A 12,487-nucleotide genomic window follows, 5' to 3' on the forward strand; every position below is an offset into this window, starting at 1 on the left:
GGTTGTTGACCAAGGTTTGATGTTCGGGTTTCCCGCACGGGACTAGGGGAATTACCCCTACCGCGATTCCGGGGTCATTCCCGACGCGCCGAGACCCGCCCATCCGCCACATTTGCCGGAGTGGACGGCGGTCGCCGTCCGGCACGAGGGGTGGAGACCGGTGACGGGCAACGTGGGTGCCGCCGCGAGAGCGGTGGACGTGTGGAAGTCCTACGGCACGGGGGAGGCCGCGGTCACGGCGCTGGCGGGGGTGAGCGTCGAGTTCGACCGCGGCCGGTTCACCGCGATCATGGGACCGTCCGGGTCGGGCAAGTCGACGCTCATGCACTGCCTGGCCGGGCTGGACACGATCGACTCCGGTGACGTCTGGATCGGGGACACCAAGGTCAACGGCCTGCGGGACAAGGGCTTGACCGACCTGCGCCGCCGCCAGGTCGGCTTCATCTTCCAGCAGTTCAACCTGCTGCCGACGCTCACCGCCGAGGAGAACATCACGCTGCCGCTCGCCATCGGCGGCCAGAAGGTCGACCGCGCGTGGTTCGACACGGTCATCGACACCGTCGGCCTGCGCGACCGCCTCACGCACCGGCCGACGCAGCTGTCCGGCGGCCAGCAGCAGCGCGTGGCCTGCGCCCGTGCCCTGGTGGCGCGGCCGGAGGTGGTGTTCGCCGACGAGCCGACCGGCAACCTCGACTCGCGGTCCGGCGCGGAGGTGCTCGGCTTCCTCCGGCGCTCCGCCCGCGACTTCGGCCAGACCGTCGTCATGGTCACCCACGACCCGAACGCCGCCTCGTACGCGGACCGGGTGATCTTCCTGGCCGACGGTCGGATCGTGCGCGAGCTGCACGACCCGACGGCGGCGGCCGTGCTCGACACGATGAAGGCGCTCGACGGCGACGACCGGCTGGTCGTGGCGTGATGTTGAAGGCGACGCTCAAGAGCGTGCTGGCGCGCAAGCTGCGGCTGGTCCTGTCCGGCCTGGCCGTGGTGCTCGGCGTGATGTTCGTGTCCGGCTCGTTCGTGCTGACCGACACGTTGGACCGCTCGTTCAAGGACTTGTTCGCCACCGTCTACTCCGAGGTGGACGTCGAGGTCGCGGTCAAGCCGAAGGTCGACCAGGGCGACCCCGAGGCCGCCCGCGCCGGCACCCTGACCGCCGACGACGTCAAGGCCGTCGAGGCCGTGGCTGGCGTCCGCACGGCGGTCGGCGACGTGATCGGATCGGCCCGGCCCATCGGCGAGAACGGCAAGGTGCTCACCACCTCCGGCGCGCCCAGGGTGGGCACGGCGTGGCGTGACGGCGGGCAGGAGGAACTGCGCGAGGGCCACGCGCCGGCGCGTGACGACGAGGTGGCCATCAGCGCCTACCTCGCCAAGACCGGCGGCTTCACGGTCGGCGAGCAGATCTCCGTGCTGACCCTGGAGCCGAAGCGGACGTTCACCGTCGCCGGGATCTTCGGCTACCCCGGCAACCGCGACTCCCTCGGCGGCGAGCTCACCACCGCGTTCACCCAGCCCGCCGCCCAACAGCTCCTGCTCGCCGCGCCCGGCGCGTACAGCGGCATCACGGTCCGCGCCGACGAAGGCGTGTCGCAGGCCGTGCTGCGGGACCGCGTGCAGGCCGCGCTGGGTGACGCCTACCAGGTCAAGACCGGCGAGCAGCTGGCCAAGGAGTCCGCCGACGAGATCGGCGAAGGTTTGGCGTTCTTCAACTACGTGCTGCTCGGCTTCGCGGGCATCGCCCTGTTCGTCGGCATCTTCATCATCCTCAACACGTTCTCGATCATCGTCGCGCAACGCACCCGTGAGCTGGCGCTGCTGCGGGCGATGGGCGCGAGCCGCAAGCAGATGATCGCCTCCGTGGTGCTCGAAGCCGTGGTCATCGGCCTGGTCGCCTCGGTGGTCGGCCTGGCCGCGGGCATCGGCGTCGGCGCCCTGCTGGCCACGCTGTTCAGCACGTTCGGCGGCGGCAGCCTCCAGCTCGCGGGCATCGCGGTGCCGTCGTCGGCGATCATCTCGTCGTTCGCGGTCGGCATCGTCGTGACCGTGCTGGCGGCGCTGCTGCCCGCCCTGCGCGCGTCCCGCATCGCTCCGGTCGCGGCGCTGCGCGAGGCCGCCACCCCCGACCGGCCGCTGACCAGGCTGACCGTCGCGGGCGGCGTGCTGTCGCTGGCCGGCGGCGGGATGCTCGGCCTCGGGTTCGCCGACGGCACGCTGTGGCTGATCATGACCGGGCTGCTGGTCGCGTTCGTCGGCGTCGCGCTGCTCACGCCGCTGATCAGCAGGCCCGTGGTGTCGGTGATCGGCAAGCTGCTCGCGTGGTCGATGCCCGGCACGCTCGGCCGGCGCAACTCCGCCCGCAACCCGCGCCGCACGGCCATCACCGCCGCCGCGCTCATGGTCGGCATCGCCCTGATCACGGGGGTGAGCGTGGTGCTCACCTCGGCCACCACCAGCATCACCAAGGTCGCCGACACGCAGATCAAGGCCGACCTGATCGTCTCCGGCGAGTCCGTCAACGGCGAGAGCAGCGGCGGGTTCACCGCGGACCGGCTGGACCGGGTGCTCGCCACGCCGGGCGTCGAGTCCGCGTTCGGCTGGTACAACGACGGCGTCCTCGTCGACGGTCAGCAGAAGTTCGCCACCGTGGTCACCGACGTGCCCGCCATGGCGCGCGTCTTCGGCCTCAGCGCCACCGGCGGCACGATCGCCGACCTCGAGGACGGCCAGATCGCCGTGGACGAGCCCATGGCGACCGCGCTGAACCTGCGCCAGGGCAGCACGGCGACCGTGCAGACCACCAAGGGCGAGCAGCGCACGTACACGGTCGCGTTCGTGCTGGCCAAGAGCAGGGTGCTCAACGAGGCCGTCTTCCTGCCGGAGTCGGTGGTCGACGAGTTCGCGCTGGCGCAGATCAACACCGCGTTCGTGAAGGCCGACCCCGGTGTGGACGCGGCCGAGGTGCGCAAGGCCGTCGAGCCGGTGTTCGCCGACAACCCGGAGGTCTCCGTCCAGGACCTCAGCTCCTACGCGCGGCAGCAGGCCTCGCAGCTGGACACCGTGCTGCTGATGATCCAGATCCTGCTCGCCCTGGCGATCCTCATCGCGGTGCTCGGCGTGATCAACACGTTGGCGCTGTCGGTGATCGAGCGGACCCGCGAGCTGGGGCTGCTGCGGGCGATCGGCATGCGCCGGGCGCAGGTGATGCGGATGATCACCGTCGAGTCGGTGGTGATCTCGGTGTTCGGCGCGCTGCTCGGCCTGGTGGTCGGCGTCGCGCTGGGCGTCGCGGCGGTCCGGGCGCTCACCGACATGGGCATCACCGACCTGGGCATCCCGTGGGCGCAGCTGGGCAGCTACCTGCTGATCGCCGCCGGGGTCGGCGTGGTCGCGGCGATCCTGCCCGCGATCCGCGCCGCCCGGCTGAACGTCCTGCAGGCGATCTCCTACGAGTGAGCGCCCGGTCGGTCCGCTCAGGGCCGGCCGGGCGCTCCGCGCACCGCCGCGGGCAGGGTGAACCGGATCGTCTCCCGCGCCGTCTCGCGCACCTGGACGTCCCACGCGCCCAACGCCTCGATCACCTCGTCCACCAGCGCCGGCGGCGCGGACGCGCCCGCGCTCACCCCGACCACCCGCGCGCCGTCCAGCCACTCCTCCCGGATGTCGGAGACGTCGTCGATCAGGTGCGCGGGCGTGCCCATCCGGCGGGCGGTCTCCACCAGCCGCACCGAGTTCGACGAGTTCCGCGAGCCCACCACCAGCACCAGGTCGGCGTCCCGCGCGATGTCGCGCACCGCCTCCTGCCGGTTCGTGGTGGCATAGCAGATGTCCGCCGCCGACGGACCGCGCAGCGCCGGGAACTTCTCCCGCAACGCCGCCAGCACCTCGGCGGTCTCGTCCACCGCGAGCGTCGTCTGGGTCAGGTAGGAGACCCTGGTCGGGTCCGGCACCTCCAGCGCCGCCACGTCCGCGACCGTCTGCACCAGCACGGTCCGCTCGGGCGCCTCGCCGAGCGTCCCCTCGACCTCCTCGTGCCCGGCGTGCCCGATCAGCACCACCGTGTCGCCGCGCGCGGCGTACCGCTTCGCCTCCGCGTGCACCTTCGTCACCAGCGGGCACGTCGCGTCGACCACGTCCAACCCGCGCCGCGCGGCCTCCTCCCGCACCGCGGGCGACACCCCGTGCGCCGAGAACACCACCGTCGCACCGTCCGGCACCGCGTCCAGCTCGTCGACGAACACCGCGCCGCGCGCCTCCAACTCGGCCACCACGTGGGTGTTGTGCACGATCTGCTTCCGCACGTGGACGGGCCCACCGCGCTGGTCCAGGAGCCGGTCGACGATGTCGATCGCCCGTTCCACCCCCGCGCAGAACGACCGGGGCGACGCCAGCAGCACTACGGGGAAAGCCATGGCCACTCCTGGGTAGGCGGGATCAGCGGTCACGGCGGGTGGCGAGGCGCGCCACCGCTTCCAGCTCGCGCGCGGCGCGCTCGGACGGCCCGGCGGCACGCAGGTGCTCCTGTGCCTCGGCCAGCAGCTCGTCCGCCCGGCCCTGGCTCCACGCCCGCGCGCCCGAGGCCTCGATCAGCTCCGCCGCCCGCGCCAGCTCGGCGGGCGTGAGCGGCTCCTCGGCGTGGAACAACGCGTCCAGCTCGCCGGCGGCGGCCGTGTCCGACGTCAGCGCGGCCACCACCGGCAGCGACTTCTTGCGGTTGCCCAGGTCCGAGTACACCGGCTTGCCGGTCACCTGCGGGTCGCCCCAGATGCCGAGCAGGTCGTCCACGAACTGGAACGCCAACCCGACCCGCTCGCCGAACGACCGCAGGTGCTCCACCTGGTCCGCCCGCCCGCCGCCGAACAACGCGCCCAACGCGCACGCCGCGCCCAGCAGCGCGCCGGTCTTGCACTCGGCCATCCGCACGCACTCGGCCAACCGCACGTCGCCGCGTTCCTCGAAGGCCAGGTCCGCGCTCTGCCCGTCCAGCAGCCGCTGCACCGCGTTCGACAGCACCCGGATCGACTGCTGCGCGTTCGGGTGACCGCTGCCCGCCAGCACGTCCAGCGCCAGGGTCAGCAACGCGTCACCGGCCAGGATCGCCGGGTTCACGCCGAACACGTGCCACGCCGTCGGCCGGTGCCGCCGGGTCTTGTCGCCGTCCATCACGTCGTCGTGCAGCAACGAGAAGTTGTGCACCAACTCCACCGCGACCGCGGCCGGCAGCGCCACGTGCGCCGCGCCGCCCACCGCCTGCGTGCCGAGCAGCACGAGCGCGGGCCGGATCGCCTTGCCCGCGTCCGAGCCGGTCGGCCTGCCCTGCTCGTCCCACCAACCGAAGTGGTAGCCCGCGATCGCCCGCATCGAGTCCGGCAACCGGTCCACCGCCGAGCGCAGGGCCGGGTCGAGCCCGGCGCGGCTCCAGTCCAGCACCTCGCGCGCGGTCCGGTGATCCAGGCTCACGTCCAGGTCGGTCATCGGCACAGCTCCTGTTCGGGGATGCGCCCGGCTACCGGAGCAGGCACGGGCAGGGGAGGGCCGGCGGCGGAGAACCGGCTGGGGATGACCGGCGGGACAACCGGCTGGGGGGAGGACCGACGCGAAGGGCCGGCGGGGAGGGCGGAGAACCGGCAGCCGGGCGCGGTGGCCCGGCTGCCGTGCACGACGGCGTCGGTCAGGACCGGCCGAGTTCCACGTGCTCCAGCACCCCGAGCGCGTCGGGCACCAGCACGGCCACCGAGTAGTAGGCGCTGACCAGGTAGGACACGATCGCCTTCTCGTTGATGCCCATGAACCGCGCGTTGAGGCTCGGCTGCACCTCGTCCGGGATGCCCGGCTGGTGCAGCCCGATCACGCCGTTGTCCTTCTCCCCGATCCGCATCGCGAGGATCGAGGTCGTGCCCTGCGGCGTGATCGGGATCTTGTTCGACGGCAGCAGCGGGATGCCGCGCCAGGTGACCACCTTCGTGCCGTCCACGTCGGCCGTGCCGGGGTACAGGCCGCGCTTGCTGGCCTCCCGGCCGAACGCGGCGATCGCGCGCGGGTGGGCCAGCATGAACGCCGTCTTGCGCCGCCGGGACACCAGCTCGTCCAGGTCGTCGGGGGTCGGCGGTCCGGAGCGGGTGTGGATGCGCTGCCTGAGGTCGGCGTTGTGCAGCAGCCCGATCCGGCGGTTGTTGATCATCTCGTGCTCCTGGCGCTCGCGCAGGGCCTCGATGGTCAGCCGCAACTGCTGCTCGGTCTGGTTCATCGGGTGGTTGTAGAGGTCGGCGACGCGGCTGTGCACCCGCAGCACGGTCTGCGCCACCTCCAGCTCGTACTCGCGCGGCGACAGCTCGTAGTCCACGTACGTGGCCGGCAGGTCCGGCTCGCCCTCGTGGCCGGAGGCGATCTCGATCGCCGCCTCGCCGTGCTTGTTCTGCGGCTTGCCAGCGTTGCGCGCGAACGCGTCGATGTGCGCCCGCAGCGCCTCGGCCTGCCCGTTGAGCTCCTGCACCGACCGCCACGGCAGCGCGAGCACGATCACCGGGGTGACCGCCTTGACGGTGAAGTCCCACTCCACCTCGTTGCCGTACATCACCTCGTCACCGAAGTGGTCGCCGTCGGCCAGCGTGTCCAGCACGGTCTGGTCGCCGTACTTGCCCTGCCCGATCTTGTTCACCTTGCCGTGCGCGACGAGGAAGACCTCCTCGGCCCGGTCGCCGGACGAGACCACGACGTCGCCCGGCTGGAACTCGCGCTGCCGGAACCGGTCGGCCAACGCGACCAGCACGTCGTCGTCCGGGAAGTCGCGCAGCACGGGCAGTTCCCGCAGCTCCTGCGGGATGACCCGGATGTCGGCGCCGGTGCTGGTGAAGCTCACCCGCCCGTCACCGAGCGCGTAGGTGAGGCGGCGGTTGACCCGGTACGTGCCTGCCTGGGTGGTCACCCAGGGCAGCTTGCGCAGCAGCCACCGCGGCGAGATGCCCTGCATCTGCGGGGTGGACTTGGTCGTGGTCGCGAGGTTCCGCGCGCCGGCGGTGCTCAGGCTCTGCCGCTGCTGCTCGGCCTCTTCGGGTGCGAGGCCGGGGTCTGTCACGGTCACTGGGGCTGCCCAATCTGGTCGGGGGGACTAGTCAGTCTTCGCGGCCGAGTTCCACGTGCTCCAGCACACCGATCGCGTCCGGCACGAGGATCGCGGTGGAGTAGTAGGCGCTGACGAGGTAGGAGATGATCGCCTTCTCGCTGATGCCCATGAACCGCACCGACAGGCCGGGCTGGTACTCGTCGGGCAGGCCGGTCTGGTGCAGGCCGATGACGCCCTGGTTCTGCTCGCCGGCGCGCAGCAGCATCACCGAGCTGGTGCGGGTCTTGGTGATCGGGATCTTGCTGCACGGCAGCACGGGCACGCCGCGCCACGCAGGTACGTGGTGGCCGTTGAGGTCGACGGTCGACGGGTAGATGCCGCGCTTGCTGCACTCGCGGCCGAACGCGGCGATCACCTTCGGGTGGGCCAGGAACGCGGTCGGCTCCTTCCACACCGTGGCCAGCAGGTCGTCCATGTCGTCGGGGGTCGGCGGTCCGGTGCGGGTGTGGATGCGCTGCTTGAGGTCCGCGCTGTTGAGCAGGCCGAAGTCGCGGTTGTTGACCATCTCGTGCTCCTGGCGCTCGCGCAGCGCCTCGATGGTCAACCGCAACTGCTGCTCGACCTGGTCCATCGGCTGGTTGTAGAGGTCGGCGACGCGGCTGTGCACCCGCAGCACGGTCTGCGCGACGCTCAGCTCCAGCTCGCGCGGCGCGACCTCGTAGTCGACGAACGTGCCGGGCAGGTCGGGTTCGCCCTCGTGGCCCGAGGCGATGTCGATCTCGGCCTCGCCGTAGTCGTTGGACTTGCCGCCCGCGGCGAACATCCGCTGGATGTGCGCGCGCAGGCCGCCCGCCTCGCCGTTGAGCTGCTCGAACTCCTCCCACGGCAGCGCCAGCGCGATCACCGGCGTGACGGCCTTGATGGTGAACTCCCACTCGCCCTGCGGTCCGGCGAGGACGTTGCCGCCGAAGTACTCGCCGTCGGCCAGCGAGCCGAGCACGGTCTGGTCGCCGTACTCGCCCCGGCCGACCTTGTTCACCTTGCCGTGCGCGATCAGGTAGACCGTGTCCTGCGGACGGCCCTCCTCCACGATCACCGAGCCGGGCTCGTACTCGTGCTGGGTGAACCGGTCGGCGAGCGCGGTCAGCGCCTCGACGTCGTCGTAGCCGCGCAGCAGCGCCAGTTCGGTCAGCTCCTGCGGGATCACCCGCACGTCCGCGCCGATGTTGGTGAACGTCAGCCGCCCGTCGCCGACCTCGTAGCTGAGCCTGCGGTTGACCCGGTAGGCGCCGCCCTTCGCCTCCACCCAGGGCAGGAGCTTCAGCAGCCACCGCGAGGTGATGCCCTGCATCTGGGGAACGGACTTGGTCGTGGTCGCCAGGTTCCGCGCTGCCGCCGTGCCGAGGCTCAAGCGTGGTCGCTCGGTCTCCAAGTCCGAATCGGTCACAGTCACCGCTCACACCGCCAATCGGATTTAGCTCATTGGTCCGGATCGACCGTAGTGAGCCTGAATGCGCTACGGGAAGCGGCCGATGTGACGACACCCCTGAGGGTCAATCGGGCCTGGTACGCGTACTCACTGTGGATCTCGTCCACCTCGCAAGTAATTAACGGGTGATCTTGGCGTGCATTGGTGGTCTCATTCGTGCTGAGGGGGAATGACTACGGCATTCGTTGTAGCAATCTTCACCGCAAAGTGTTGTTCACGGTGGCCTGGACGAACGCTCAGTCATCAAACCGCAGAGGTGCGGCTAAAAGTTCACCCGTAAGTGGGCAGCGAAAAACGCGGTGCCGACGTGATGTCGGCACCGCGTGGTCGATCTGTGGAACGGGCGTGGCGTCGCGAGTGGCCGCGACGCCACGCCCGGGTCTGCGATCGCGCGGTCAGACCCCGTGCGGGCAGGTGTCCCGGTAGTCCGAGATCAGCGAGCTGTTGGCCGGCGACGGGCAGAGGAACTGCTCGTAGCGGGTGTCGTTGTCGATGAACCGCTTGAGCCACGCGATGCTGTACTTCGCGATCGTCGTGTTCGAGCTGTTGGGCGCGAAGTGGCTGGCGCCGTTCAGCTCCAGGTACGCCTTGTCCAAAGTGGACGGCAGCGAGGTGTAGAACGGGATGGAGTGCGACGAGACCGGCGCGACGCTGTCGTTCTCGGCGCCGACGACCAGGGTCGGCACCCGCGTGCTGCCCCAGGACTTGTCGGTGTGCCACCCGGTCAGCGGGATCGCCGCCTGCAGGGCCGGGCGCTGCTCGGCGGCGCGCATCGTGCCGCCGCCGCCCATCGAGTGACCCATCAGGCCCAGCCGGGACGCGTCGATCCGGGTGCGGACCGTGCTGCGCTGGGTCAGGTAGTCCAGCGCGGCCAGCAGCTGGCTCGCCCGGCTGTCGGGCTGGTCCAGCGTGGAGTTCGTGTCGATGGTGAACACCACGAAGCCCTGCGACGCGATGCGCGGGCCCAGCCACGAGATGGTGGACTGCGTGCCGGTGAAGCCGGGCGAGATGGCGATCGCGCCGAAGGTGCCCTCGGCGGTGCTGGTCGGGTAGTAGATCGTGCCACCGCCGAAGCCGGTGACCGACAAGGAGGACACCGTGGTGGTGGCTGTGGCGAACGGGCCGCGGGACGCCTCGATGCTGGAGTTGGTCGGCGCGGGGCCGCGCCGGAACTCCTCCTCGGCTGCGGTGGCCGGCGCGACGCCGACCAGGGACAGGGCCAGCGCGGGGATCAGCGCGGGGATCAGTTTGCGGAGTTGCACGTCGGTGTACACCTCGCTTGGCAGGGAACTACGGACAGCGATGACCTTGCGCCACTACGTGAGTGCTCCGCATCGGTGCAACCACCGGTCCCGGGTCGAAAACTAACGCTGGTAGATAATTTCCGCCGCAGCTCTTCCGCCGGACGTCGCCCTCCGGCCAGACTGGCCGCATGCTGCGCGGACGTGACCGGCAGCGCGTCGCCGTCGACGCGTTGCTCGCCCGCGCCCGCGCCGGTCACGGCGGGGCGCTGGTGCTGCGCGGCGGCCCGGGCGCCGGCAAGACCGCGATGCTGGCCGCCGTGCGGGAGAGCGCCGTCACGACCGACCGCCAGGTGCTGCTGTGCGTGGACGACGCCCACCTCCTGGAGGACACCGACTGGCTCGTCGAACTCGCCGCCGAGGCCGCCGACGAGCCGGTGGCCGTGCTGATCGCCACCGAGGGCGAGCCGCTCGGGCTGCCGTGGGTGCGGCTGGACCCGCTCGACCACGCCGACAGCCTGCGCGTGCTGCGCGACCTGCGGCCCGGCCTCGCGCCCGGATTGGCCGACGACGTCGCGGACCTGGCCAGGGGTAACCCGCTCGCGCTCACCGAACTGGCCCGCGCGCTGACCTCCGAGCAGCTCGGCGGCACCGCGCCCGCGCCGGACGCGCTGCCCGAGGACAGCTCGCTGCGGGCCCGGTTCCGCGCCCGCTTCCAGGCGCTCTCACCTCAGGCCAGGCACGCGGCAGCGTTGAGCGTGGTGGACGACGAGGTCGACGCCGACGCCCTGGCCCGGATGCCGGACCTCGACCTGGCCGCGGTGGAGGAGGCCAACGCCCTGCTCGACGGCGGCACGCTGGTCCGGTCCACGCTGCGCGCCGAGATCCCGCTGGCCCTGCGCTACGCCGCGCACGCCGCGCTGGCCGAGAACCTGCCGCCGGGACCGCGCCGCACCTGGCACGAGGCCGCCCGCGTGCCCGGCGCGCGCGACGCGTTCGCCGAACGGCTGGAAGCCTCCGCGAGCCGGGCCCGCCGCTGCGGCGACTACCCGGCCGCCGCCCGCGACCACGACCGCGCCGCCGCGCTCGCCGCCGACCCGGACGCCAGGGCGCGCCACCTGATCGCCGCGGCCACCGACCACTGGGCGTCCGGCGCGCCCCGCCGGGCCCGCGTCGCGCTGCGCACCGCCGCGCGGCTGACCGACAGCGGCGAGCTGCGGGCCCGCACCGAACTGCTGCGCGGCGGCATCGACCTGGGCAACGGCCTGCCGGACGTGGCCGTGCGCCGACTGCTGCACGCGGCGGGCGAACTCGTCGCCACGCACCGCAGCCTGGCCATCACCGCGCTCGGCTTCGCGGGCGAGGCGGCCAGCATCGCGGGCGACCACGCCCGGTACGCCGAGACCGCCGCGTTCGCCGCCCGCCTGCGCCGTCCCGACGAGCCCGACGAAACCCGGATCACCCTCGACCACCTCGCGGGCATGGCCGCCACGTTCGCCGGGCGGCACGAGGAGGCGCTGCCCGTGCTGCGGTCGGTGGTCGAGCTGGCCGAACGCGTGCCGCACCCGCAGGCCAAGATCTGGGGCGGCCAGGCGGCCTACACCCTCGGCGACGCGTCCCGGGCGCACGAGCTGGCGACCAGCGCGGTCACCGCGGCGCACGAGCACGGCCTGACCGCCCTGGTGCCGTGGGCGCTGGTCTACCGCGCGTTGTCGGCGTTGCTGCTGGACCAGCACTCGGTGGCGTTGTCCGCCGCGTTCGAGGGCGTGCACGCGGCGACCTCCATCGGCCAGCACAACGCCGTGGTCGACCACCTCACGATCCTCGCCCTGGTCGCCGCCCTGCGCGGCGACACCGAGACCGCGATGCACCGCATCGACACCGCCGCCGAGCAGATCGCCGAACGCGGGCTCGGCCGCTCCGGCACGTTCGGCGCGTGGGCGTTCGCCTGCGTGGACCTCGTGCTCGACCGCCCGGCCGACGCGCTGGACCGGTTGCGGCTGATGGCCGCCGGGTCGGGTGGCGTGCACACCGGCATCAAGGTGATGGCCGCGCCGCACGTGGTGGAGGCCGCCGTCGGCTGCGGCCGGCCAGCCACCGCGGACCGCGCGCTGCGCCGGTACGAGAAGTGGGCGGGCACCACGGGCAGCGCGGCCCGGCTCGCGCTGTCGCACCGCTGCCACGGCCTGCTCGCCGACGGCCTGCGCGCCGAGGAGCACTTCCGCGAGGCGATCCGGCTGCACCGGGCCAGCGGCACCGCCATGGAGCTGGCCAAGACCGAGCTGTTCTACGGCCACCGGCTGCGGCGCGACCGCAAGCCGCGCGCCGCCCGCGACCTGCTGCGCGACGCGGTGAAGATCTTCCAGCGCTACGAGGCCGACCGCTGGGTCGCCCGCGCCCGCGCCGAGTTGCGCGCGGCGGGCGAGGCGGTCGGACCGACCCAGGCCGACCGGACCGCCGACCGCGCCGCCAACCGGGCCGCGGGACGCTCCGACGTCGACCCGACCGCGGGCCTGACCCCGCAGCAGGCGCAGATCGCCCGCCTGGTCGCCGAGGGCGCGACCAACCGGGAGGTCGCCGCGCGGCTGTTCCTGAGCCACCGCACCGTCGAGCACCACCTGCGCAACATCTTCGCCAGGCTCGAGGTGCGGTCCCGCGTCGAGCTGACTCGGATGCTCGACTGACCCAGGAGGT

The 12,487-nt window shown here is 72.2% G+C and carries 8 protein-coding genes; 3 read left to right on the plus strand and 5 right to left on the minus strand.

What is annotated here, in order from left to right:
• Positions 1-160: 160 nt before the first annotated feature.
• Complete coding sequence (locus ADK67_RS13965) at positions 161-919, plus strand: ABC transporter ATP-binding protein (protein WP_053716836.1); 759 nt, start codon at positions 161-163, stop codon at positions 917-919.
• Positions 919-3,456 (plus strand): ABC transporter permease, encoded by a 2,538-nt coding sequence (locus ADK67_RS13970; protein ID WP_053716837.1) that lies wholly within the window; start codon positions 919-921, stop codon positions 3,454-3,456. Before ADK67_RS13965 ends, ADK67_RS13970 begins: the two co-directional genes overlap by 1 nt.
• 17 nt (positions 3,457-3,473) lie before the next feature.
• Here the strand turns inward: ADK67_RS13970 and ispH are convergent, their stop codons facing one another.
• From ispH to bdeA, 5 genes are all read right to left on the minus strand, one after another.
• On the minus strand, positions 3,474-4,412 hold the full coding sequence (ispH, locus tag ADK67_RS13975; protein WP_053716838.1) for a 4-hydroxy-3-methylbut-2-enyl diphosphate reductase: 939 nt from the start codon (positions 4,410-4,412) through the stop codon (positions 3,474-3,476).
• A gap of 22 nt (positions 4,413-4,434) precedes the next feature.
• Positions 4,435-5,475 (minus strand): family 2 encapsulin nanocompartment cargo protein polyprenyl transferase, encoded by a 1,041-nt coding sequence (locus tag ADK67_RS13980; RefSeq protein WP_053716839.1) that lies wholly within the window; start codon positions 5,473-5,475, stop codon positions 4,435-4,437.
• Positions 5,476-5,671: 196 nt separating this feature from the next.
• Positions 5,672-7,081 (minus strand): family 2B encapsulin nanocompartment shell protein, encoded by a 1,410-nt coding sequence (locus ADK67_RS13985; RefSeq protein ID WP_053716840.1) that lies wholly within the window; start codon positions 7,079-7,081, stop codon positions 5,672-5,674.
• A gap of 31 nt (positions 7,082-7,112) precedes the next feature.
• Positions 7,113-8,516, minus strand: coding sequence for a family 2B encapsulin nanocompartment shell protein (locus ADK67_RS13990; RefSeq protein ID WP_053716841.1), 1,404 nt, complete (start codon positions 8,514-8,516; stop codon positions 7,113-7,115).
• Positions 8,517-8,947: 431 nt separating this feature from the next.
• Positions 8,948-9,814, minus strand: a complete 867-nt coding sequence (bdeA, locus tag ADK67_RS13995) for a bis(hydroxyethyl) terephthalate hydrolase (RefSeq protein WP_157620280.1) — start codon at positions 9,812-9,814, stop codon at positions 8,948-8,950.
• 170 nt (positions 9,815-9,984) lie between these two features.
• On the opposite strand from bdeA, the gene ADK67_RS14000 reads away from it, so the two are divergent.
• Positions 9,985-12,477, plus strand: a complete 2,493-nt coding sequence (locus ADK67_RS14000; RefSeq protein WP_053716843.1) for a helix-turn-helix transcriptional regulator — start codon at positions 9,985-9,987, stop codon at positions 12,475-12,477.
• Positions 12,478-12,487 lie beyond the last annotated feature (10 nt).

Source organism: Saccharothrix sp. NRRL B-16348 (assembly GCF_001280085.1).
Taxonomy (GTDB): Bacteria; Actinomycetota; Actinomycetes; order Mycobacteriales; family Pseudonocardiaceae; genus Actinosynnema.

Excerpts from the sequence above, each read along its gene's own strand:
- ADK67_RS13970 (WP_053716837.1), top strand. The coding sequence starts at position 919 with ATGTTGAAGGCGACGCTCAAGAGCGTGCTGGCGCGCAAGCTGCGGCTG.
- ispH (WP_053716838.1), bottom strand. The coding sequence starts at position 4,412 with ATGGCTTTCCCCGTAGTGCTGCTGGCGTCGCCCCGGTCGTTCTGCGCG.
- ADK67_RS13980 (WP_053716839.1), bottom strand. The coding sequence starts at position 5,475 with ATGACCGACCTGGACGTGAGCCTGGATCACCGGACCGCGCGCGAGGTG.
- ADK67_RS14000 (WP_053716843.1), top strand. The coding sequence starts at position 9,985 with ATGCTGCGCGGACGTGACCGGCAGCGCGTCGCCGTCGACGCGTTGCTC.